At 65.1% G+C, this 22,491-nt stretch carries 26 protein-coding genes; 10 read left to right on the plus strand and 16 right to left on the minus strand.

The window, feature by feature from the left end; translation table 11 throughout:
- Positions 1-20: 20 nt before the first annotated feature.
- The 5 genes from LZ518_RS11395 to purT are packed head-to-tail and all read right to left on the minus strand — an operon-like array spanning position 21 to position 4,754.
- Positions 21-479: an arginine repressor gene (locus LZ518_RS11395; protein ID WP_249916101.1), complete on the minus strand. Its 459-nt coding sequence runs from the start codon at positions 477-479 to the stop codon at positions 21-23.
- Complete coding sequence (argB, locus tag LZ518_RS11400) at positions 476-1,375, minus strand: acetylglutamate kinase (RefSeq protein ID WP_249916102.1); 900 nt, start codon at positions 1,373-1,375, stop codon at positions 476-478. Before argB ends, LZ518_RS11395 begins: the two co-directional genes overlap by 4 nt.
- Positions 1,372-2,538: a bifunctional glutamate N-acetyltransferase/amino-acid acetyltransferase ArgJ gene (gene argJ / locus LZ518_RS11405; protein WP_249916103.1), complete on the minus strand. Its 1,167-nt coding sequence runs from the start codon at positions 2,536-2,538 to the stop codon at positions 1,372-1,374. The genes argB and argJ overlap by 4 nt, the downstream gene beginning before the upstream one ends.
- The gene (argC, locus tag LZ518_RS11410; RefSeq protein WP_249916104.1) at positions 2,535-3,542 is read right to left on the minus strand and encodes an N-acetyl-gamma-glutamyl-phosphate reductase; all 1,008 of its coding nucleotides are present in this window, start codon (positions 3,540-3,542) and stop codon (positions 2,535-2,537) included. Before argC ends, argJ begins: the two co-directional genes overlap by 4 nt.
- A 39-nt stretch (positions 3,543-3,581) precedes the next feature.
- On the minus strand, positions 3,582-4,754 hold the full coding sequence (purT, locus tag LZ518_RS11415) for a formate-dependent phosphoribosylglycinamide formyltransferase (protein WP_249916105.1): 1,173 nt from the start codon (positions 4,752-4,754) through the stop codon (positions 3,582-3,584).
- 74 nt (positions 4,755-4,828) lie between these two features.
- Between purT and LZ518_RS11420 the strand changes: the two genes are divergently transcribed.
- Positions 4,829-5,719, plus strand: a complete 891-nt coding sequence (locus LZ518_RS11420) for a peptidylprolyl isomerase (RefSeq protein WP_249916106.1) — start codon at positions 4,829-4,831, stop codon at positions 5,717-5,719.
- Positions 5,720-5,725: 6 nt separating this feature from the next.
- Here the strand turns inward: LZ518_RS11420 and LZ518_RS11425 are convergent, their stop codons facing one another.
- The 3 genes from LZ518_RS11425 to LZ518_RS11435 all read right to left on the minus strand — a co-directional run bounded on the left by LZ518_RS11425 (position 5,726) and on the right by LZ518_RS11435 (position 9,200).
- Complete coding sequence (locus LZ518_RS11425) at positions 5,726-5,986, minus strand: hypothetical protein (RefSeq protein WP_249916107.1); 261 nt, start codon at positions 5,984-5,986, stop codon at positions 5,726-5,728.
- A gap of 62 nt (positions 5,987-6,048) precedes the next feature.
- Entirely contained in the window at positions 6,049-8,532 is a 2,484-nt protein-coding gene (locus tag LZ518_RS11430) for an ABC transporter permease (RefSeq protein WP_249916108.1), read from the minus strand.
- The gene (locus LZ518_RS11435; protein ID WP_249916109.1) at positions 8,529-9,200 is read right to left on the minus strand and encodes an ABC transporter ATP-binding protein; all 672 of its coding nucleotides are present in this window, start codon (positions 9,198-9,200) and stop codon (positions 8,529-8,531) included. Before LZ518_RS11435 ends, LZ518_RS11430 begins: the two co-directional genes overlap by 4 nt.
- 56 nt (positions 9,201-9,256) lie before the next feature.
- Here LZ518_RS11435 and LZ518_RS11440 point away from each other — a divergent pair, with 56 nt between their 5' ends.
- A complete protein-coding gene (locus tag LZ518_RS11440) occupies positions 9,257-9,901 on the plus strand; it encodes an arylesterase (RefSeq protein WP_348538683.1) in 645 nt (214 codons plus the stop codon).
- On the opposite strand, the gene LZ518_RS11445 is transcribed toward LZ518_RS11440, so the two are convergent.
- Both LZ518_RS11445 and LZ518_RS11450 read right to left on the minus strand, forming a co-directional pair.
- Positions 9,898-10,212 carry a PilZ domain-containing protein gene (locus LZ518_RS11445; protein WP_249916111.1) on the minus strand — a complete coding sequence of 105 codons (315 nt, stop codon included), beginning with the start codon at positions 10,210-10,212 and terminating at the stop codon, positions 9,898-9,900. The genes LZ518_RS11440 and LZ518_RS11445 overlap by 4 nt on opposite strands.
- A gap of 14 nt (positions 10,213-10,226) precedes the next feature.
- Complete coding sequence (locus tag LZ518_RS11450) at positions 10,227-10,502, minus strand: PilZ domain-containing protein (protein ID WP_249916112.1); 276 nt, start codon at positions 10,500-10,502, stop codon at positions 10,227-10,229.
- A gap of 277 nt (positions 10,503-10,779) precedes the next feature.
- Here LZ518_RS11450 and LZ518_RS11455 point away from each other — a divergent pair, with 277 nt between their 5' ends.
- Positions 10,780-12,072, plus strand: a complete 1,293-nt coding sequence (locus LZ518_RS11455) for a L,D-transpeptidase family protein (protein ID WP_249916113.1) — start codon at positions 10,780-10,782, stop codon at positions 12,070-12,072.
- 53 nt (positions 12,073-12,125) lie between these two features.
- On the opposite strand, the gene LZ518_RS11460 is transcribed toward LZ518_RS11455, so the two are convergent.
- The gene (locus LZ518_RS11460; protein WP_249916114.1) at positions 12,126-12,701 is read right to left on the minus strand and encodes a murein L,D-transpeptidase catalytic domain family protein; all 576 of its coding nucleotides are present in this window, start codon (positions 12,699-12,701) and stop codon (positions 12,126-12,128) included.
- A gap of 411 nt (positions 12,702-13,112) precedes the next feature.
- On the opposite strand from LZ518_RS11460, the gene rpsU reads away from it, so the two are divergent.
- Together rpsU and LZ518_RS11470 are read left to right on the plus strand one after the other, a co-directional pair.
- A complete protein-coding gene (gene rpsU / locus LZ518_RS11465) occupies positions 13,113-13,319 on the plus strand; it encodes a 30S ribosomal protein S21 (RefSeq protein ID WP_119533862.1) in 207 nt (68 codons plus the stop codon).
- 54 nt (positions 13,320-13,373) lie between these two features.
- The gene (locus LZ518_RS11470; protein WP_249916115.1) at positions 13,374-13,859 is read left to right on the plus strand and encodes an FKBP-type peptidyl-prolyl cis-trans isomerase; all 486 of its coding nucleotides are present in this window, start codon (positions 13,374-13,376) and stop codon (positions 13,857-13,859) included.
- A gap of 3 nt (positions 13,860-13,862) precedes the next feature.
- Here LZ518_RS11470 and LZ518_RS11475 read toward each other — a convergent pair whose 3' ends face one another.
- The 5 genes from LZ518_RS11475 to pyrE form a co-directional block, all read right to left on the minus strand.
- Positions 13,863-14,939, minus strand: coding sequence for an AI-2E family transporter (locus LZ518_RS11475; protein WP_249916116.1), 1,077 nt, complete (start codon positions 14,937-14,939; stop codon positions 13,863-13,865).
- Between the two features lie 3 nt (positions 14,940-14,942).
- Positions 14,943-15,794 carry a signal peptidase I gene (gene lepB / locus LZ518_RS11480; protein ID WP_249916560.1) on the minus strand — a complete coding sequence of 284 codons (852 nt, stop codon included), beginning with the start codon at positions 15,792-15,794 and terminating at the stop codon, positions 14,943-14,945.
- A 78-nt stretch (positions 15,795-15,872) separates the two neighbouring features.
- A complete protein-coding gene (gene acpS, locus LZ518_RS11485) occupies positions 15,873-16,280 on the minus strand; it encodes a holo-ACP synthase (protein WP_249916117.1) in 408 nt (135 codons plus the stop codon).
- 112 nt (positions 16,281-16,392) lie between these two features.
- Positions 16,393-17,121: a pyridoxine 5'-phosphate synthase gene (locus LZ518_RS11490; protein ID WP_249916118.1), complete on the minus strand. Its 729-nt coding sequence runs from the start codon at positions 17,119-17,121 to the stop codon at positions 16,393-16,395.
- Complete coding sequence (gene pyrE / locus LZ518_RS11495) at positions 17,118-17,702, minus strand: orotate phosphoribosyltransferase (RefSeq protein ID WP_249916119.1); 585 nt, start codon at positions 17,700-17,702, stop codon at positions 17,118-17,120. Before pyrE ends, LZ518_RS11490 begins: the two co-directional genes overlap by 4 nt.
- Before the next feature lie 131 nt (positions 17,703-17,833).
- On the opposite strand from pyrE, the gene coxB reads away from it, so the two are divergent.
- The 5 genes from coxB to LZ518_RS11520 all read left to right on the plus strand — a co-directional run bounded on the left by coxB (position 17,834) and on the right by LZ518_RS11520 (position 22,478).
- Entirely contained in the window at positions 17,834-18,952 is a 1,119-nt protein-coding gene (coxB, locus tag LZ518_RS11500) for a cytochrome c oxidase subunit II (RefSeq protein ID WP_249916120.1), read from the plus strand.
- Positions 18,953-18,976: 24 nt separating this feature from the next.
- On the plus strand, positions 18,977-20,656 hold the full coding sequence (gene ctaD / locus LZ518_RS11505; RefSeq protein WP_249916121.1) for a cytochrome c oxidase subunit I: 1,680 nt from the start codon (positions 18,977-18,979) through the stop codon (positions 20,654-20,656).
- A gap of 243 nt (positions 20,657-20,899) precedes the next feature.
- Positions 20,900-21,808 (plus strand): heme o synthase, encoded by a 909-nt coding sequence (locus LZ518_RS11510; RefSeq protein ID WP_249916122.1) that lies wholly within the window; start codon positions 20,900-20,902, stop codon positions 21,806-21,808.
- Positions 21,796-21,936 (plus strand): hypothetical protein, encoded by a 141-nt coding sequence (locus tag LZ518_RS11515; RefSeq protein WP_249916581.1) that lies wholly within the window; start codon positions 21,796-21,798, stop codon positions 21,934-21,936. The genes LZ518_RS11510 and LZ518_RS11515 overlap by 13 nt, the downstream gene beginning before the upstream one ends.
- Positions 21,933-22,478, plus strand: coding sequence for a cytochrome c oxidase assembly protein (locus LZ518_RS11520; RefSeq protein ID WP_249916123.1), 546 nt, complete (start codon positions 21,933-21,935; stop codon positions 22,476-22,478). The genes LZ518_RS11515 and LZ518_RS11520 overlap by 4 nt, the downstream gene beginning before the upstream one ends.
- The last annotated feature ends 13 nt before the right edge of the window (positions 22,479-22,491 follow it).

Genomic DNA, 22,491 nt, shown 5'->3' on the forward strand with positions numbered 1-22,491 from the left:
CGCAACGCGCCAGGCCCGGCTTAGGCTCCGGAACGCCGTCGCTGCAACAGCGCCGCGACCAAGCCTGGATCGGCGCCATCGGCCACTGCGAGGAAAATTGTGTCGTCACCGGCGATCGTTCCGGCAATCTCCTCCAGACCTGCCGCGTCCAGTGCATTTGCAACAAGGTTGGCGGAGCCGGGCGGTGTCTTGAGGACCAGCAAATTCCCGGCCGGAATGATCGCATCGACCCATTCGGCCAGCAGCCGGTCCAGCTTGGCGGCAGCGTGACCGGATTCGACCTGGTCCGGCATTACGTAGCGGATCGAGCCGTCGCGTTTCAGCTTGACCGCGCCGAGCTCAAGCAGGTCACGACTGACCGTCGCCTGCGTCGCGGCGATCCCGGCCAGCGACAGGCGCGCGGCCAGCTCTTCCTGGCTGCCGACGCGGAATTCACGCAGCCAGTCGGCGATCATCCGCTGGCGCTGGGTCTTGGTCATCGCCCATTCTCCGTCGTGACCCCATTCTCCGTCGCGATCTCATTCTGAGTCGTAACCATCGTGCCGATCCCCTCGTCGGTGAACAGCTCAACCAATATGGCATGCTCGGCGCGGCCATCGATCATATGAGCGCTGCCGACTCCGCCCTCGACCGCCTCCGCGCAGGCCGCCAGCTTGGGGATCATCCCGCCGGTTACGCCTTCATCGGCAATCCTGCGGCGCGCCTCCGCTGCCGTCAGCCGGTGGACCAGGGTCGTGGGATCGGACGGGTCCTCGAGCAGGCCCGGCGTCGAGGTCAGATAGATGATCTTTTCCGCCTTCATCGCCACAGCGATTGCCCGCGCGGCATCATCGGCATTGATGTTGTACGGCTGCGCCGAGGCATCCGCGCCGACCGTCGACACCACCGGGATCAGCCCGTCGTCGTGAAAAGCGTGGAGCAGTGCGCCGCGGACCTTGGTCACTCGCCCGACGTAACCAAGCCGCTCGTCGACCGGCTCGACCTCGAGCAGGCGGCCATCCTCGCCGGCAACGCCGATCGCCACCGGCTCCAGCGCGTTGATCGCGGCGACCAGGTCGCGGTTGGTCTTTCCGACCAGCACCATGCGGACGATGTCGAGCGTTTCGGCATCGGTCACGCGCAGCCCTTCGACCCGCTTCACCTCGATCCCGGCCTTGGCCATTTCGACATCGATCTGGGGTCCGCCGCCATGGACCAGCACGGGGCGAATGCCGACCGAGTGCAGCAGCAATATATCCTTGGCCAGGCTGCGCATCCGCTCCGGGTCGGTCATGGGCAAGCCACCGACCTTCACCACGATGGTCTTGCCGGTGAAGCGGCGAATATAGGGCAGCGCCTCGATCAGGATGCGTGCGGTGTCGTTGGTGTTGATCATGACGTCGCCGCATTTTCCTTGATATAGCCCGGGCCGAGGTCGACCGAGACGGCCCGGCCCTTTCCTGTGCCAAGGCCCAGATCGACCAAAATTGCGATCTCATCGCCCTTCATATGGGCTCGAACCTTGTCGGCATCGTGCGGAATTTCGACGCCCGCCTCGGCCACCTTGGTGCCGCCATAGCTGACGGCGGAACGTTCGGTTTCGAACTCCACTCCGCATGACCCCGCTTCGGCCAGCAGCCGGCCCCAATAGGCATCGGCGCCGTACCAGCTGCATTTGATGAGATTATTGTTGCTGATCGAACGAGCGACATGGCGGGCTTCGATATCGCTGGCAGCGCCAATGACGTTGACGACAACCAGCTTGGTCATCCCTTCGGCATCGCGCGCCATCTGCAACATCAGCTCCTCGCAGACCTGGCGAACATCGTCCTCGAACCGGCCAAGGTCGGCAGGACGGCCCTTGCGCCCGCTGGCGAACAGCATGACCGTGTCGTTGGTCGAGGTCGCGCCATCGGTAATCAGGCTGTTAAACGTCGCGTCGGCCGCCCGGAACAGGATCGGCTTCAGCTCCTCCGGTGACAGCTCTGCGTCGGTGGTCAGGAAGGCGAGCATGGTCGCCATGTTGGGCGCCAGCATGCCGCAGCCCTTGGCCATGCCGCCGACCGCATAATCGCCGCGCAAGACCTTGGCCTCCTTGGGCCTTGTATCGGTGGTGAGGATGCCCTTGGCAGCATTGCGGTGGCCATCGCGGCAGAGTCCGTCGCCCAGCTGGGGAATGCCGGTCTGGATCTTCCGCATCGGCAAACGAAAGCCGATCAGCCCGGTCGAACAGACCAGCATGTCGCGCGGATCGCAGCCGACCGTCCTGGCGGCAGCCGAGCACATCTCTTCCGCATCGGCGCGGCCCTTGGCTCCGGTGCCGGCATTGGCGTTGCCGCTGTTGACGATCACGCCGCTCGCCATGCCGCCCGACACGTTCAATCGTTCCAGGCTTGCCTCGACCGGCGGTGCGCGGAACTTGTTCTGAGTGAATACCGCCGCGGTCGGGACCGGCTTGCCGTCATCGGTCGCAAGCAGCGCCATGTCGCGGCGCCCGCCGGCCTTGATCCCGGCGGCAACTCCGGACGCGACGAACCCTTCGGCGGCGGTAACGCTCACGGATAAACTCCCATGGTGGAAAGCCCGGCGGTCTCGTCGAGGCCGAGCATAAGATTGGCGCACTGGACCATCTGTCCCGCCGCGCCCTTGCCGAGATTGTCGATCGCAGCCAGCGCGACGACCATGTTGGTGCGCTCGTCGTAGCGGGCCGACAGGAATGCCGCGTTGCTGCCGGTCGCCCATTTGGTCTCGGGCGGCGTTTCGCCGACATGGACGAAGGGCTCGTTCGCATAAGCTTCCCGCAGGATCGCCAGCGGGTCGCACGGACCGGTCGCCCTGGCATAGCAGGTGGCGAGAATGCCCCGGCTGGTCGCCATCAGATGCGGCGTGAACAGCACTTCGGCGCCCGACACCATTTCCATTTCAGCGGTGTGGCGATGCCTGATGAGGCCATATGCGCGATAGCTGCCGTCGATGCCGCAAAAATGGGTGCCGGCATTGGCTGCCCGCCCTGCGCCGCTAACGCCCGAGGCCGCATCGACGATGATGCCTTGGCCGTCGATCGCCGCGGCATCGACCAGTGGCTTCAGCGCCAGGTTGGCGGCGGTCGGGTAACAGCCTGGCGCGGCGACCAGCCTTGAGCCCTTGATCTCATCGCGGAAGAATTCGGGAAGGCCGTAGGTGAAGCGGCCGAGCAGGTCGGGCCGGGCATGCGGCTCGCCATACCAGCGCTCATATTCTCCGGCGCTGCCGAGCCGGAAATCGGCGCCCAGATCGACCAACGGGACACCGGGCGCCAGCAGCTCGTCGGCCAGGCGTTGGGTTTCGCCATGGGGCAGGGCGGCCAGAATCAGGTCGCAGCCCTGGAAGTGGGCCGCGTCCCATGCCGCGAAGGCCAATTCCGGATAGGCCAACGCCAGGTGCGGATGCACTGCCGCAACTGCTTGCCCGGCGTTGGACGCGCCGAATGCGACGCCAACCTCGATCGCCGGATGAGCGGCGATGAGGCGCATCAATTCGCCGCCGACATAGCCGGAGGCGCCGAGGATGGCCGCGCGAATCATGCGCGGCATATGCATATTCATGCATGAATATGCAATTACTTAGTCGCGATGTTCGATTTTCACCTTGGCTGCCGCGGCGACCGCGCGCTCGACGGCCTGCCGGGCGCTCTCGCCCCGTGCCAGCGCGACGCCCATTCGCCGATTCTTGAGCGTATTAGGTTTGGCGAAAATCCTGAGGTCCACCGGCTTGCCAGGCTCTCCGGTCGCGAGTGCGTCCGCCAGTCCCGAAAAGCCGAAATCATGGCTCTCGCGATCGGCCAGGATTACCGCCGATGCCGACGGACCGGCCAGCTCGATCGCCGGAATCGGCAATTCAAGGATCGCCCGCAGGTGAAGCTCGAACTCGTTGGGGTTCTGGCCGATCAGGGTGACCATTCCGGTGTCGTGCGGCCGGGGACTGAGTTCGGAAAAGATCGCCCGGCTACCGGCAATGAAAAATTCGACCCCGAAAATCCCATACCCTCCCAGCGCCGTCACCACCTTGGCCGCTTGCTCCCGCGCCGAGGCCAGGACCGCCTGGTCCATCGGCATCGGCTGCCAGCTTTCGCGATAGTCGCCCGATTCCTGGCGGTGCCCGATCGGCGGACAGAAGATCACTCCATCCCTGGTCGAAACGGTCAGCAGGGTGATCTCATAATCGAAGGCGATATATTCCTCGACGATCACTCGCGGCCGATCGCCGCGCATATTGGCGACGGCATAGTCGAACGCTTGGCCGAGCTCCTCCCCGGTTCGCGCAACGCTCTGGCCCTTGCCGCTCGACGACATCACCGGCTTGACCACCGCCGGCAGGCCGACGCTCGACGCAGCGGCGATCGCTTCCTCGCGCGTTTCGGCGAACAAATAGCGCGAAGTGGTGAGGCCCAGCTCCTTGGCGGCAAAGTCGCGGATCCCGTCGCGGTTCATCGTCAGCTGGACCGCCTTGGCCGACGGGACGACATGCCATCCTTCGCGCTCCAGCTCGGCCAGGGTCGCGGTGTCGATCGCCTCGATCTCAGGGACGATATGGTCGGGCCGGTGCTGCTCGACCGCTGCGCGTAGCGCCACCCCGTCGAGCATCGAGAAAACCTCGCGCGCGTCGGCCAACTGCATTGCCGGGGCGTTGTCGTAACGATCGCAGGCGATCACCCGGCAGCCGAGCCGCTTTGCGGCGATGGTGAATTCGCGGCCCAGTTCGCCGGAGCCGAGCAGCATGATCGTAGAAAGGTACATGCCCGCTCACCTAGCGGGCTTGCGCGAACTTGGGGAGGCGGCAATGTTCCGCCCAACCAATGAAAGGCTCCGCCATGCGCCGACTTGCCGCCCTTGCCCTCGTTCCGCTGATCGCCGCCGCTGAGGCCCCGACCCCGGCCAAGCCGCAAACGCCCGGCGAGATCCTTGCCGCCGCGCCCCAGTCCGATTGGCGCCCGATCGCTGCCGATGACCTGCTGGTGGTCGAATTCAAGGATGGCAAGAAGGTCGTGATCCAGCTCGCGCCTGAGTTTGCGCCCGTCCATGTCGCGAACATCAAGGCCTTGGCCAAGGCAGGCTATTGGCAAGGTGCGGCGCTGTATCGGGTGCATGACAATTATGTCGCGCAATGGGGCAATAACGAGACCGAAAAGCCCTTGCCGGCCGGGGTCGTGGCGCAGCCTCCGGCCGAATATTTCCGGGCGCTTGCCGGGCTGGACGTCACTCCGCTGGGTTCTCCGGACCCATATGAGCCGCTGGTTGGCTATGCGGCGGGGTGGGCGGTCGCCGTGGACACCAGCGATTCAACCATCAATCTCGCCCATTGCTATGGCAGTGTGGGCGTCGGCCGCAACCTATCACCTGATACCGGGATGGGCGGCGAACTCTATGCGGTCATCGGCCAGGGCCCGCGGGCACTCGACCGGGTGATCGCCAATGTCGGGCGGGTTGTCGGCGGCATTGAGAATTTGTCCAGCCTGCCACGCGGGACGGAGGCGCTCGGCTTCTACAAGGAACGCTCCATGGATGTGCCGATCGCCAGCGTCCGCCTGGCCTCGGCAATGCCGGAGGGCGAGCGACCGAAATTCGAATATCTCGACGAGAAGAGCGGTAGTTTCGCCGCATGGCTGAAGGTCAAGAAAAACCGGCGGGACGATTTTTACATTCATCCCGCCGGCGGAGTGGATCTGTGCAATGCGACCGTCCCGGTGAGGGCGGCCGGCTGACTGGAGTCAGGCCGCGTAGGCGGTCTCATGAAGCCGGTTGCGATGCTGGATCACGATCGGCCCGTTGTGATGACGCATGCTGGCTTCGGCCAGGGGCAGGGCCGTCGCGCAGAAGGCGCATTCGGCCGACATCCGGCCAATCAGCCACTGGGTCCGGCCGCAGCCGGGGCAATGGTTCACTTCATGCTCGCGGTAGACGACGTGATAGCCGCGTCCGGCCGGGTCATGCTTCATCTGCAGGTCGCTCAGTGTTGGAACTGAAGCCATGAGGGGTTCCTTTCGGAGGCGTTGAACGAGCGAAATCGTGGCCGGTTGCACGAAATCGCTTGCTAGAGCGCGCGCAGTCCCTCTGCGGGACGGGCGTTAAGCGCTGGAATGGCCGCCAGAAATGCAGCGAGCATCGCCAACAGGGTCGCCCCCAGCGGGATCAGGGCGAGGTTCGGCCAATCCGGGCTGAACGGAAATTCGAATAGCTGGACTACCACTAGTCGGGCGGCGATCGAGCCGGCTACGAAAGCGGCCAGCGAAACAGCCGCCGCCAGCAGGGCGAACTCGATCAGCTGGCTGCGAGTCACCTGGCCTCGGGTAGCACCCACCAGTCGCAGCAAGACGATGTCGCGGGCTCGCCGCCGGCGGGTTGCGACGACCGAGCCGGCGAGCACGATCATGCCCATCAAGATGGCGAAGCCGGTCGCGATCCGAACCGCGCCATCGATCGATTCGAGCAAGGATTTCACTTCGGCCACGATGTCGGCGACCCGGATGGCGCTGACCATCGGCATTTCGTCAGTCAGCCGCCGCTCCAGCTTCGTCGTCGATCCGCCTTGTTCGGGCGCAACCGTGGCCATCAGCGTATATGGCGCGGCCTCCAGTACGCCGGGCGCGAAGATGATCGCGAAATTGAAACCGAAGCTGCGCCAGTCGATCTCACGGAAGGATGCGATGCGGGCCTCGATCGGGCGGCCGAGGATCGATACCGTCAGCGTGTCGCCAACCTTCAGGTTCAGGGCCGTGGCCGCGTCGGCATCGATGCTGACCAGCGGCGGACCCCGATAGTCTTTCGGCCACCACTGGCCGGCGACGATGCGGTTGGCCGGCGGCAATTCGCCGGCGAAGGTCAGCCCGCGGTCGCCCCGCAGGATCCAGGCTCCCTCAGGGACATTTTTCATGTCGGCAACCCGGACTCCGTTTACCGCGGTCACCGGGCCCCGAAGCGACGGCACCAGCCGCAGCTCGGAATGCGCCACGGTCTGCTCCGCAATCTGGCGAAAACGAGCCTCTTGAGCCCGGGGAATATCGACCATGAACAGGGCAGGAGCCTTTTTGGGAATGGTCGTGTCGATCTCGGCCAGGATGCTTGACGCGGTGCCGGCCAACGTGACCAGCAGGGTCAGTCCCAGCCCCAGCGATACCGCCAGCCGGCCGGTGGCCGCCCCTGGCCGGTCGAGCGCGGCGATTCCGAGGCGGGTGATGGGTCCGCCCAGATGCTTGGCGCCTCGGGCAATCCGCCGGATCGCGAAGCCGACCAGCGCGAACAGGCCGCAGAGGCCGGCAATCGCGGCCACGCCGATTGCGGCGAACCAGGGGTCGCTGGCGCCGGCAATCGCGATTGCTGCGGCGGTGGCGAGTGCCGCGGCCGGCAGCAGGAAGCTACGCCAATTGGTGGACTGGCCATTGCCGACGTCCCCGCGGAGCAGCCGGGCCGGCTTCGTTTCCCCGGCACCGGTGACCATTCGCCAGCTCGCGGCGAAGCAGATCAGGACTCCGAACAGCGCCGCTTCCCCCAGGGCCATCCACTGTGGCGCCGTATCGGGGGAAATCGGCAGCAGGCCTTCGGTCAGTTTGCCGACCAGGGCGGGCGCAATGGCGCCGATTGCCAGTCCGGCCAGGATCGCAGTCGTCGCGATCAGCCCAATTTCGGTCAGCAACATGGCGTTGACCGTCCGCCGGGTAGCGCCGACCAGCTTCAATATGGCGATCGAGGGACGCCGCGAGGCGGCGAAGGCGGCCGCCGCGCTCGACATGCCGAGTCCACCTATCGCCAGCGCGGACAGTGCCACCAGCAGTAGCATCTGCCCCAGCCGGTCGATGAACCGGCGCGTTCCCGACCCGGCCTCGTCACGGGTCGTGGAGCGCCATCCACCGGCCGGATGGAGGCGCTGGAAGTCCTTGCCGATGGCGTCGGCATTGGCGCCGCCAGGCAACAGGATGCGGTAATTGGTGGTGCTGATGCTGCCCGGCTGGATGAGTCGGCTTGCCGCCAGGCCGGCTTCGTCGACGATCACCGGCGGGGCGAGAGCGAAGCCGGATTGCCCAGGCACTTTCTCGATGATCGATACGATCCGGTAGCTTGCGCGCCCAAGCCTGACCTGGCCGCCAAGCTTAAGGTCGAGGCGTTCGGCGACTTCATGGCCGACCGCGACTTCGAGGCCAGCGGGACGCCGGCCGCCCATGCCCCAATCGACCTCGCCGGCGAGCCGCCAACCGCGATCGATTCCGCTGAGCTCGACCAGCTGGCTTCGGCCGTCCGGCCCGACCAGCATGGACCGGGTCGTAATGCTCTTTGACATCCGGCCGAGCGCCTCGATCGCCGCCAGCTCTTCGGCATTCGCTTGTCGCGACGAGGTCGACAGCATCAAGTCGCCGCCAAGCATGGCGCGGCCATTATCGGCGATTGCGCGGTCGATCGAGGAGGCAAGGCTGGTGACCGAGGCCAGCCCGGCAATCGCCACGGCTAGGCAGATCCAGAGAAGGCCAAGCCCCTTGAGCCCGCCCCTGAGGTCGCGAAGCGCCAGGCGCAGCACCTGGCTCACGCGGTTAGATAGCCGTCGGCCATGTGTACGGTGCGGTCGGCGCGCGCCGCTACCGCGGCGTCATGAGTAATGACCAGCAGCCCGGCCTCCGCCTTTCCGGCCCGCTCGAACAACAGGTCGATGATTGCCGCGCCGGTCTTGCTGTCGAGGTTTCCGGTCGGCTCGTCGGCCAGCAGCAGCCGCGGCCTTGGCGCGGTCGCGCGCGCAATCGCCACCCGCTGCTGCTCGCCGCCCGACAGCTGGGCCGGATAATGGGACAGGCGGTGACTCAGTCCCACCGCTTCAAGCTCGTGCGCCGCGCGGTCGCGCGCATCCTCAGCTCCGGCGAGCTCGAGCGGCACCGACACATTTTCAAGCGCGGTCATGGTCGGCAGCAGGTGGAACGCCTGGAGAATGATACCGAGAGATCGGCCGCGCAGGCGCGCCAAAGCGTCCTCGTTCATCCCGCTAATTTCCTCGCCCGCCAGCCGGACCTGCCCGGTATCGGCTCGCTCAAGGCCCGCCACGACCGCCATCAGCGAGCTCTTGCCCGATCCCGATGGTCCCAGCACGGCAACCTTCTCCCCAGGCTGCAGGGTCAGGCTGACGCCCTTCAATATTTCGGTGCGGACGTCGCCTTCCCCAAGGGTCAGGCGGATATCGTCAAGCTCGATCAGCGGCTGGCTCATAGCTGTCACAGCTAGGGAGCTTGCGGGGCCGTCACAATGGCCCCACCTTGAAAGCCATGAACCGCCGGTCGATTGCCGCCGCCCTTTTGTCGATGATGCTGGTTGGCGCCAGCCCGCCGGCCACCAGCCCGGATTCGGCGCGCCCGCTGGTGCTCGCCTTCGGCGACAGCCTTACCGCCGGCTACGGCCTCGACCAGGGCCTTGGCTTCGTTCCCCAGCTCCAGGCGACGCTGCGCCGCCACGGAATCGCCGCGACCGTCGTCGACGGCGGCGTATCGGGCGATACCAGCGAAGCCGGCAAGGCCCGGCTCGGCTGGACGCTCGACGGGATGGAACGCAAGCCCGACCTGGTGATCGTCGAGCTCGGGGCCAACGATATGCTGAGAGGGCTCGATCCGAAGCTGACCGAAGCCAATCTAAACGCCATTTTGAGCGACCTCGATCGGAGGAAGATACCGGTCCTGGTCGCGGGCATGCGCGCCGCGCCCAACCTGGATCCCGCTTATATCGCCCGGTTCGAGGCGATCTTCCCCGCCCTGGCCAAGCGCCACGGCGCCGAGCTCTATCCATTTTTCCTGGAAGGCGCCGCCGCCCAGCCGGGCATGCAGCAGGCGGACGGGATGCACCCGACCTTCGCCGGCGTGAAGCGGATCGTCACGGGAATTGCGCCGGCGGTGAAGCAGGCGCTGAAGCTGGGCTAGGCGCTCAAGCCTTCCATCGAGATCGGCTCGGCGAATTCGGCGCCGATGCGGTTTCCGGCAATCCAGCGTACCAGGGCATTGGCCCGCTCGCGGCCCGGCAAAATCAGCCAGATCCGGCAGCCCACTTCAAAATCGCCTTCGGCTTCGGCCATGAACCCGGTTTCGGAGATGTTGAGCACCTTCGCCTCGAAGCCTTCCGCCCCAAGCTCGCGGACCTTGGCGCCGATGTCGACAGGGTGGCGCGCCGTGCGTCGGCGATCGCTCGAGTCCCTGGCCTCTTCGATCCGCGCCTTGATCATCCGAAAGCTCATCTCCACCGGCGAGGCTACTCTAGCGGATTGGCGAAATATACGCCCATCCGTCCGTCGCGCAGCCAACGCACTTGAGCCGGGTTCGTGCCACGGTCAAGCAGTTGGAGCGAAACGCTTTCTCCGATGTGCGCATCGCCCGAAAAGCGCAGCATGGCCCCCGAACGCGACAGATTTACCACCGAAACGATGTGATTGCGGCCGCGGATCGACAGTACCGCCGTCTGGGAATCGGCCTCGATCCGCTGTTCGACGCGCTCGTCGAACATCCGCTTGACGGTTCTTGGGATCATGCCGCCATGCAAGTGGAATCGCGATGACATTCGGCGTTTCCTCATCCGAGCTTAATATCCCGCAAACCTTATGCTTCCCAACTGTTTAAGGATTGGTTGGCATGGGTCAAATAAGCGGCAGGGGCGCGCGGCGGCCCCTAGTCCGTTCGGTTCATCCTGTGTATGTTCGATGACGCTAGGATGGATGTCGGTTGGCGCGTGCGCGCCGTTGGTGTCGAGCGAGGGGTTACGGACTGTGACGAAGGCGCGTTGGAACCAGTTGGTGACGTTTACAGCCATGGCTATCGTTCCGGTGGCCCTGGCGGCTCAGCAGCCTGTCGCAGCGCCTGCCGCGCCCGCCTCGAAACCCGTTGCCCAACCCAAGCCCGCCGATCCCATCGGCCCGCTGCCGGAGGGCGTGACCGAGCCGCCACAGGCCGCGCCGGAACCTCCGCCGCTGCCCCCGCCACCACCGATCTGGACCTTGCAGCAGGCAAGCGCGCTGGCTGGCTACATCAATAATGTCGGTAGCGAAGGCCTGTCACCTACGGACTATGACCCGGCAGGGCTGATCGAAGCGATGCGCTCTAACGATCCGCAGCTGCTTGCACAGGCCGCCACCGACCGTTTCAACAAGCTCTCTTCGGACCTGGCGCTGGGCCATGTCCGCGGCGACGCCCGAATCGATTGGCACGTGGTCGACAAGGACCTCGATGAGGCCCGGCAGCGGCAAATGCTCGATGCGGCCCTGGTCACCAACCGGATTCCGGAGGTGCTCAATTCGCTGCTTCCGACGCATCCGCAATATGGAGCGCTCCGCACTGCGCTGTCGATCACGCCCAAGACCGACACCCAGAAGATCAACAAGATCCGGCTGAACATGGACCGCTGGCGCTGGCTGCCCCGCGAACTTGGCCAGAAGTACATCATCGTCAACGTGCCGAGCTATTACGCGACGCTGGTTGAAAATGGGGCGACGCGGTGGAAGACCCGTGCGGTTGCGGGCGCGATCAAGACTCCCACGCCGCAGCTCAATGCCACGGCGGTCGGTGTGATCCTCAATCCCTGGTGGGAAGTGCCGCCGAGCATCTCCAAGGAAGTCGCCGGCAAGCCGGGCTATGTCGCGGTCAAGGGCAAGGACGGAAAGGTCCAGCGCTGGCGCCAGCCGCCCGGACCGACCAACGCCCTCGGACAATTGAAGTTCGTGATGTACAACGAACAGAATATCTATCTGCACGACACCAACGCAAAGAGCCGCTTCAACAGCGAGGTCCGCGCGGCCAGCCATGGCTGCATTCGTACCAAGGACGTCCTCGATCTTGCGACCATGTTGCTCGGCGATGACGGCGGCGAATGGACTCCAGACAAGATTACGGAAACGCTGGCGTCCAAGAAATCGAAGCAAGCCAACTTCGTGAAGCCGCTGCCGATCTACATTGTCTATTTCAGCATCGCGGCGAACACCGATGGGTCGATCGTCAGCTATGAGGACATGTACAAGCGAGACGGCAAGGTAATCTCCGCGCTGCTCGACAATGACGGCAAGGCGCCGGTCGACAAGAAGCCGGCGGAGAAAGTAGCCGCCAAATAAGGAAAGGGCGGCTCCCGAAGGAACCGCCCTTGTCTGCCCCCAGATCTGTCAGCTCAGGCGATATCCAGCCGATCGGCGAAGACCATCCGGCCGCCGGCGAGCTTGCTCATCACTTTCCACTGGTCAGCGCGGCTGAAGGCAAAGCAGCCCTCAGATCGGCCCAGCTTGCCGTGGATGTCGATCATTTCCGGCTCGGCATACCAGGCATTGTGGATGACGATCGCCCGATTTTCGGCATTGTTGTTGGTCCAGTCGAGACCGTGGACCTTCATCGAGAGGCCATATTTGCCGTGATAGTAATCGCCAGTCGTATAGGTCCCGTTCGATGTCGCTTCCGACCCGGGCCGGTTCGAAAACCGCTCGACGAAGCCACTGTGATCGGGATCGGAGCCGCGGCCATGGGCGACGCGGAAGCTTTCGACCGTGCCGCTGGCAAGGTCGACCAGGTGGAAGCGCGGGTCGCGCGACGCCAGCGAGAAATCGACGATGCCGATCGAATCGCGGGCCGCGATGCGGTGCGAATCGAGTGCCGCCTTGGCCCGCTGGTAAAGCGCCGGGTCGATCCCGACTGGAGTGGTCGGCGCGGCGGGTGCGGTCGCAATCGGCTTTGCCGGCTCGATAGGAGCCATCGGCTGTGTCAGGATGGATGGAGCCAGGCCCTGCGAACTCGCCGCGCTGGACAGCAACAAGCCACCCGCGCCGGCCGCACCGAGACGCAACATTTCCCGACGATTCAACGAACTAATACCCGCACTTTGCATCCGAACGCTTATACGGATCAAACGGTTAACCGCCGATAACCCTTTTGGCGCTTTCGCGGCTTCCGTCCCGCTTGACCAACGGTTCGTCGTGCAATGCGGAACTTGTCTACGCCTTGTCAGGAAGGGGCGCCGCTGCTAAGGGGCCGCCTCCGCACGCGCCCCGGGCGCTTGTGAACCATATTCATTGCCTAGCGAATGTGAGGCCGGACGACCGGCCCCAAGCGCCGGGTTCGCCCGCTAGGTTTTGGGCATCTATTCGAAGGGAGTTGGACGGCTTTTATGCAAATCATCGTTCGCGACAACAATGTCGACCAGGCGCTGCGCGCGCTCAAGAAGAAGCTGCAGCGTGAGGGCGTCTACCGCGAGATGAAGCTGCGCCGTCACTACGAGAAGCCGTCGGAAAAGCGCGCCCGTGAGCGTGCCGCCGCGATTCGCCGCGCCCGCAAGCTGGAGCGCAAGCGGATGGAGCGCGAAGGCGCCCGCTAAGGCTCCCGTTCGGGCGCCTTTTTCTCTTCCCCTGGCCGCATCGCGAGGGCTGACATGTCGGTTACCCAAGTTCCGCTTCGTCCCGTCGCCAAGGGAACGCTCGTCAAATTGTGGCTGGCTGTCGCGGCGCTGATCGCGCTGGCCTATGGAATCGCCTATTTCGGCGCCGGCCAGTTCAAGGCGGTCACGGTCGAAACCGTCGTCGCCGGCAACGGCCCTCTCATTGGCGAGCTTGACGGCGTGATCATCGAATATACCGGCCGCACCGAAGACGGAACGGTGTTCGACAGCACCGAGGGCCGCGGCCCGGCTCCATTCCTGGTGATGCAGCTGTTCCCGGGCTTCAAGCAGGCGCTGGCCCAGATGCAACAGGGCGGCCGTTACAAGATCGTCGTCCCCGGCCGCCTCGCCTATGGCAAGAACCCGCCTGCCGGCAGCCCGATCAAGCCCAATGAGGACCTGGCCTTCGACGTCTACGTCAAACAGGTCGTCCCCAACGCCGCGTTGAGCGCGGGCGCCGCGCAGCCACCGCAGCAGTAAGCCCTACTTTCGTTTTTTCGGTACCGCCGCCGCCGGCGAGCCCTTGCTCACTTCCTGCAAGGTGACCTTGAGCATTGCCAGCAGCGGATCGGCGAGCAACAGGCCAAGCAGCCCGAACAGCGCGCTGAACACCAGCTGTGCCGCAAGCACCAGTGCCGGCGCCAGGTCGACTGTCTTCCGCGCGATGAAGGGCACGACCAGATAGCCATCGACATTCTGGACGAAGAAATAGACGAAAATCGCCCAGAGGCCGGTGCCGGTGCCGGCGGAAAAGCCGACCAGCACCATCAATATCCCGGAAATAATCGCCCCGATGTTGGGGATGAAGGCCAGCAGCCCGGTAATTAGCCCCAGCAGCGCCGCCATCGGCACGCCGCCGATCGCCAGCATGACGAACGTGAACACGCCTTCGAACAGCATTCCGATGATGCGGCCGAACAGCAGGCGCCGGAGGGTGAAGCCGACCCTTTCGCTGATCTGGTAGAATCGGGCGCGATTTTCGACCGGGAGCATCCAGGCGATGCCGCGATCGTAGAGATGCGGCTCCATCGCGATGAAGATGCCGATGACGATGATCATCAGCCCGCTGGCCAGCGCGCCAAGCGCCGTTCCGACCGCGGTCGTCAAACGTCCAACCGATCCCATTAGCTGGGGGCCGAGGCTCGCCCTGGTACTGTCGGTCACCAGGCCCATGTCGTGGGCCCACAGCATCACCCGGTCTATTTGCAGGTCGAGGACGATGCGCAACGCCTCGAACTGGGCGGCGAAGGTCGTTCCGGCGAACCAGAAGACCCAGCCGATGAATCCGAAACCGGCGAGCGCGACGATGGCCAGCCGCCAGCCGCGGCCTAGCGGCAGGACCCGGCCTAGCAGCCGCGCACCGCCATCGAGCACGACCGAAAAGACGAAGCCGGCGACGATCAGCAGGATTGGCTGGGCCAGCACGATGACGCCGGCAATCGCCAGCGCCATGCCCAGCCATACCGCCGCCCTGCGGGCCTCGTCCCGGACCGACCTGCTGGAAAGATCGGCCGGTCCCGGGCTTTCCGGCGGACGATCGGGTTCCAGCTTGCCGGCCATCCTCTAGTCCTTGCCCGGCCGCAACGACGTCCCGGCGCGGCCATCGCGGAAGGCGGTAAACCAGCTTGCCGGGTTGGTCAGCACAGTCGTGCCGTCCAGGCTGAAGGTGATGAATTCGGCGCGGCCGCCGATATTCTCGATCGGCACCGGGCCGCCAAGGCCCATGTCCTCAAGCCCGAAGCGGCTGTCGGCGCTATGGTCGCGATTGTCGCCCATCAGAAAGACGTGGCCGGGCGGAATGCGCACCTCGGCATAGTCGTCACCCTGGCTGTTGCCGTCGTCGATCGTGTCATAGCCGACGCCGTTTGGCAGTGTCTCATGGACGACCGGCAACCGGCAGAAGCTGCCGTTTGCGGTTGAGACCTTGCGGTCCCAGAACTGGTTGATCCCGCATGGCGCATTGGCATCGACCGGGATCATCGCCGGTGGCCGTGAGGCAGCCTTCACCGGAGTGCCGTTGATGATCAGCCGGCCGCTGCGGACCTCGATCGTGTCGCCGGGCAGGCCGATGACGCGCTTGATATAATCCTGGTTGCCGCCCGGCGGGGTGACGATGACGACATCGCCGCGTTCCGGCAGGCCGCCCATGATCCGCCCCTTGGTGAAGGGCAGGGTGATCGTCCACGGCTCCGAATGCCCCAGCAGCACGTTCCTGAGGATCGCCGCCGGATTGGGAATGGTCGGCGACACATAGGACCAGCCATAGGGATATTTGGTGACCACCAGTCGGTCGCCCGTCAGCAGGTTGGGCATCATCGATTCCGACGGGATGTAGAAGGGCTTGGCGATGAAGCTGTGGAAGGCGAGCACCGCTACCAGCACCCAGAACAGGCCCTTCACCTCGCGCCAGATCATCTGGCCGCGGCTTTCGTTTTTCACCTTGGTTGGCTCGACCGGCGCCAGGTCGGCGGCGGGCTCGGTACGCTCGGACAATCAGGGCTCCATCTTGCGGGCATAAAGAATGACGAAGGCCTGTGCCCACGGATGGTCGTCGGTCAACGTCAGATGCACTTCGACGGCGTGGCCTTCCGGGACCATGGCGTCAAGCCGCGCCTTGGCGCCGCCGGTCAGCCGCAGAGTGGGGGCGCCCGACGGCGCATTCACCACGCCGATATCCTTCATATAGACGCCGCGCTTGAAGCCGGTTCCGACCGCCTTGGAGAAAGCCTCCTTGGCGGCAAAGCGCTTGGCCAACGTTCCCGCCATGGTGTGCGGGCGCCGGGCCGCCTTGGCCCGCTCGGTCTCGGTGAACACGCGATTCAAGAAGCGCTCGCCGAAGCGATCGACCGATCCCTGGATCCGCTCGATGTTGCACAGGTCGGAGCCGATGCCGAGGATCATGACCGCACCCTCCGGCGGTCACCCCGGCGAAGGCCGGGGCCGATGTCAGCGCGCCGCGATCGAGCACCGAGACATGGATGCCAGCCTGCGCTGGCATGACGAGAAGCGTGAGTCACCGTGCCTGATCCATTAGTTCACGCATCCGCCGGACGCTGGCTTCAAGCCCGGTGAAGATTGCCTCGCCGACCAGGAAATGGCCGATGTTGAGTTCGGCCAGTTGCGGGATGGCCGCGACGGGGATGACATTGTCGAAGGTCAGGCCATGGCCGGCGTGAGGCTCGATCCCGTTCTTTGCCGCCAGGGCGGCGGCATCGGCGATCCGCTTCAACTCCACCGACCGCTCCTCACCCTCCACATGGGCATAGCGGCCGGTGTGGAACTCGACCACAGGCGCGCCGAGCCGGACCGCGGCGGCGACCTGCTCCTCGCTCGGCTCGATGAACAGCGACACGCGAATGCCTGCGCCGGCCAGCCGCTCGACGAACGGCTTCAACGCGTCAAACTGGCCGGCCGCATCCAGCCCCCCCTCGGTGGTCCGCTCCTCGCGCTTTTCCGGGACGATGCAGGCGGCGTGCGGCTTATGCGCCAGCGCGATGCCCAGCATCTCTTCCGTCGCCGCCATCTCCAGGTTCAGCGGCAGGTCGATCTCGGCCATCAGCCGGTCGATGTCCCGGTCGGTGATGTGGCGCCGGTCCTCACGCAAATGGGCCGTGATTCCGTCGGCACCGGCGCGCGCCGCCTCATGCGCCGCCCGCACCGGATCGGGATGCGAGCCGCCGCGCGCGTTCCTGATCGTCGCGACATGGTCGATGTTGACGCCAAGACGCAGGCGCTGGCTCATGCGGCGGCGCGGCTTCCAGGCTTGATCGCCGGAATGGCGGCCAACTCTTCCGGCAAATCATTGGCGTCATAGGTCGGAACGTCGATCCGGATTAGCGGATAAAATGGCACGCCAAGGTCGGCATTGCCGCCCGACCGGTCGACCAGCGCCGCTTCGGCCACCACCGTGCCGCCGGCTTCCTGGATGGCGGCGATCGCTTCCTTCGACGACAGGCCGGTGGTCACCACATCCTCGACCATCAGCACCTTCGCGCCGGGCGCAAGGGCGAAGCCGCGGCGCAAATGAAACACGCCGTCCGGCCGCTCGACGAACATCGCCGGCCTTGCCAGCGCGCGGCCCATCTCATGGCCGATGATCACCCCCCCCATCGCCGGTGACACCACCGCGTCGATGGATTCGCGAAGCCCGGCGGGGAGCCTGGCGGCCAGCGCCCGGGCCAGCCGTTCGGCCCTCGCGCCGTCCATCAACACCCGGGCGCATTGCAGGTAACGGGGGCTGCGGAGGCCCGAGGACAGGATGAAGTGGCCTTCCAGTAGCGCGTCCGCGGCCCGGAATTCCGCCAAAATCTCCTCGTCGGTCACGCTCGTCTCCCTTGATTTCGGGGCCCGAAATAGGCGCCTGCCGCCTCCCTCGCAACCGCCGCTTGAGGGACAGGAATGTCCCGCCTATAAGGCCGCCAAATTCGGTCCCGCCGTCCATCGGCGGGCCTTCCTTGGCAACCCAATCAATCGGGGTGATGATGAAACTATTGGGATGGGCGGTCGCCCTGGCGGCAATGGGGCTTACACCGGCAGTGGCAAACGCTCAGGCTCCCGCGGCCCAGCCGCAGGCGGCCAGCGCAGCCCCCGCATCCGCACCCGCGGCAGCGACGCCGGCGCCGGCCGATGCCGCCGCCCCCGCGGCGCCCGCTCCGTCGATCGACTATGCCGCACCGACCCCGGAAGTCGGCGTGCCGGTTCCGGGCAGCAAGGGCATCCAGACCCAGGTGACCGAGCTCGGCGAACGGGCCGAAGCCTTCCATAACGGCCCGCTGCTGTGGATGTGCGCGCTGATCAGCATATTCGTCCTGATCCTGCTCGGCTGGACCATGTTCCGCTATCGCCGCGGGGCCAACCCGACCCCGTCGCGGACCAGCCATAACACCGCCATCGAGGTGGTCTGGACATTGGTCCCGGTACTGATCCTGGTGGCGATCGCGATTCCCTCGATCCGGCTGATCCGCGCCCAGTACAGCCCGCCCCCGGCCGACGTGACCGTCAAGGTGATCGGCAACCAATGGTATTGGACCTACCAATATCCCGACAATGGCGGGATCGAGATCGTGTCCAACATGCTCAAGGAGCAGAAGGACGTGAAGGCTGGCGAGCGTTATCGCACCGATGCCGACGGCCCGCCGCTGCTCGCCGCCGACGAACGGCTGGTGATCCCGGCCGGCAAGGTGGTGAAGTTCATCGTCACCTCCAACGACGTCATCCACGCCTTCGCCGTCCCCGCCTTCTGGACCAAGATCGACGCCAACCCCGGCCGCCTTAACGAGACCTGGGTCAAGGTCGACCGTCCGGGCGTCTATTTCGGCCAGTGCAGCGAGCTGTGCGGCGCGCGCCACGGCTTCATGCCGATCGCGGTAGAGGTGGTTCCGGAGGCGACCTTCAATGCCTGGCTCGCCAGCAAGGGCGGCCAGCCCAGGGCCGCGATCGAGGCGAAGGCCAAGGCTGACGCCGCCGCCGCGGAGGCCGCCAAGGTTGCCGCCGCGGCCCAGGCAGCCGCGCCCGCTGCCGCGCCCGCGGCCGAGCAGCCGGTCGAAAACCAGGCCGCCACGGCCCAGAATTAATTCACAAGCGGAAACGAGAGACACATGAGCACCATTCCCGCCGACGCGCTTCCGCTGAAGGCTCACGACGACCATCATGCGCATCATGATGCTGACCATAAGCCGGGCTTCTTCGCCCGCTGGTTCATGTCGACCAACCACAAGGATATCGGCACGCTGTACCTGCTGTTCGCAATCGTCGCGGGCATCATCGGCGGCGCCGTATCCGGCATCATGCGTGCGGAGCTGATGCATCCCGGCATCCAGATCCTGACCCAGGCCTGGCCGATCGGCGCCGGCGCCGGCGCCAGCTTCGACGAGGCCCTCCACCACTGGAACGTGCTGATTACCGCCCACGGCCTCATCATGGTCTTTTTCATGGTCATGCCGGCGATGATCGGCGGCTTCGGCAACTGGTTCGTGCCGCTGATGATCGGCGCCCCGGACATGGCCTTCCCGCGGATGAACAACATCTCCTTCTGGTTGCTCGTCCCGGCCTTCATCCTGCTCTTGGGGTCGTCGTTCGTTTCCGGCGGCACCGGCCTTGGCGCCGGCACCGGCTGGACGGTCTATGCGCCGCTCTCCACCTCGGGCTCATCCGGGCCGGCGGTCGACATGGCGATCTTCTCGCTGCACCTTGCCGGTGCATCGTCGATCCTCGGCGCGATCAACTTCATCACCACCATCTTCAACATGCGCGCCCCGGGCATGACCCTGCACAAAATGCCGCTGTTCGTCTGGTCGGTGCTGATCACCGCCTTCCTGCTGCTGCTGGCGCTGCCGGTCCTGGCCGGTGCCATCACCATGCTGCTGACCGACCGCAATTTCGGAACGACCTTCTTCGACGCTAGCGGAGGCGGCGATCCGGTGCTCTACCAGCACCTGTTCTGGTTCTTCGGCCACCCGGAAGTCTACATCATGATCCTGCCGGGCTTCGGCATGGTCAGCCAGATCATTGCCACCTTCAGCCGCAAGCCGGTATTCGGCTACCTCGGCATGGCTTATGCGATGGTCGCGATCGGCGTGGTCGGCTTCGTGGTTTGGGCCCACCACATGTTCACCATCGGCATGGACGTGAATACCAAGATGTACTTCACCGCCGCGACGATGATCATCGCGGTTCCGACCGGCGTGAAGATCTTCTCGTGGATCGCCACCATGTGGGGCGGCTCGCTGTCGTTCGAGACGCCGATGCTGTGGGCGATCGGCTTCATCTTCCTGTTCACCGTCGGCGGCGTCACCGGCGTCGTGCTCGCCAATGGCGGCGTCGATAATTACATGCATGACACCTATTATGTCGTCGCTCACTTCCACTATGTTCTGAGCCTTGGAGCGGTCTTCGCCATCTTCGCCGGCTGGTACTATTGGTTCGGCAAGATGACCGGGAAGATGTACAACGAGCTGCTCGGCAAGCTCCACTTCTTCACCATGTTCATCGGCGTGAACCTGATCTTCTTCCCGCAGCATTTCCTCGGCCTCGACGGCATGCCGCGGCGTATCCCGGACTACACCCCGGCGTTCGAGAAGTGGAACGAGGTGTCGACCTACGGATATATGGTGATGGCCGCCGGCATGGGCATCTTCTTCATCAACATGATCTGGTCGCTGGCGGCCGGTAAGAAGGCGCCCGACAATTATTGGGGCGAAGGCGCGACGACGCTCGAATGGACGCTGTCGAGCCCGCCGCCTTACCACCAGTTCGAGACTTTGCCCCGGATCGACTAAGGCACCGAGCGTAGCCTCCGTTTTGCAGTGCGAAACGGAGGCAGCGCGCAGAGATGCCGTAGTCCGGCCGCCGGCCAGCCAACGGCTGGGCCGAGCGACGGCGCAAAGTTACTTCGCGCCGGCTTGGGCGGGGAGGCGTCGGAAGCTGGCGTCGACGGCCTGTTCCGCAAGGCCGGCAAGCACTTCCAGGCGCCTGCGCTGGCGGGCTTTCCTCTCCGCGGGGGAGTCCCTATAGGCACGCGCGTGACCAGCGTCCCCCTGACCCAAGCCGATCGTTTGCCGGCCGACTGGCGCGACCTGCTCGCGCTGACCAAGCCGCGCGTAATGAGCCTGGTGGTGTTCACCGGCCTTTGTGGCCTGCTGGCGGCGCCGGGACCGGTTCACCCGGTGCTCGGCTTCACCGCCGTGCTGTGCATCGCGCTTGGCGCCGGCGCGGCAGGCGCGCTCAATCAATGGTATGAGGCAGACCTCGACGCCAAGATGAAGCGGACCGCCAGCCGGCCGCTTCCCGCTGGGCGGATGAGCCGGCAGACCGCGCTCCATTTCGGGGTCGGGCTCGGAGTGTTCTCGGTCATTTTGATGGACCTCGCCGCCAACCATCTGGCCGCTGCGGTGCTGGCAATTTCGATCCTCTTTTACGTGCTGGTATATACCGTCTGGCTGAAGCGCCGGACCGCGCAGAACATTGTCATCGGTGGCGCCGCCGGCGCCTTCCCGCCGCTGATCGGCTGGGCCGCGGTGACCGGCGATGTCACCACCCTGCCGATCCTTCTGTTCGCGATCATTTTCCTGTGGACACCGCCGCACTTCTGGGCGCTGTCGCTGTTCGTCAGGACCGACTATGCCAATGCCGGCGTGCCGATGTTGCCGGTCGTCGCCGGGATCGAGAGCACTCGCCGCCAGATCCTGTTCTATACCTTGCCGATGGCCGCCGCGGCGGTCGCGCCCTGGCTGCTCGATTTGACCGGCTGGGTTTACGGCATCGTTTCCGTCATCCTCAGCGTCATCTTCTTCGTGCTGGCTGTCCGGGTGTTCGCCAACAAGGCCAGCGAGCCCAAGGCGATGGGTCCCGAAAAGCGGCTGTTCGCTTTTTCGATCGTCTATCTGTTCGGACTGTTCGCGGCGTTGGTCGTCGACCGGTGGCTGATCTGATGCAGGAAGAGGATGAACTCATCCGCAAGCGCCAGCGCGACAGGTCGCGCGTGCTGGCGATCCTGCTTGGCCTGTTCGTCGTCCTGATGTTCGCCATCACCATCGCCAAGCTGAGCGTCAATCAATGAACAGCCTGGCTCAGAAGAATAAGTCGGTTGGCTTCCGCGCCGCGATCTTCGGCCTGGCGATGCTCGCCCTCGCCTTCGCCTCGGTGCCGCTTTACCGCGTCTTCTGCCAGGTGACCGGCTTTGGCGGGACCACCATGAAAGCGGATTCGGCCCCCGGCGCCGTTGCTGGGCAGATCGGGGTCCGGTTCGATGCCAATATCGACCCGCGCCTGCCGTGGAAGTTCGTTCCGGAACAGGAAACGGTCCGCATCCATCCCGGCGCCCGGACGACCATTTTCTATGACGCCACCAACTATACGGCGCGGAGTACGACCGGCCAGGCGATCTTCAACGTCACTCCGGAGTCGGCGGGCAAATATTTCAGCAAGATCGAATGCTTCTGCTTCACCGAGCAGACGCTGAAGCCGGGCCAGAGCGCGCGCATGCCGGTGGTGTTTTTCGTCGACCCCAAGCTCCGCCAGGACCCGGATACCAGCAACATCGACGAGATCACTTTGAGCTATACATTTTATCCGGTGGAAAATCCGGAATCGGCCCGCTAGAGCCGCAAGCAAC

It is taken from the genome of Sphingomonas brevis, from assembly GCF_023516505.1.
GTDB classification, from domain to species: domain Bacteria; phylum Pseudomonadota; class Alphaproteobacteria; order Sphingomonadales; family Sphingomonadaceae; genus Sphingomicrobium; species Sphingomicrobium breve.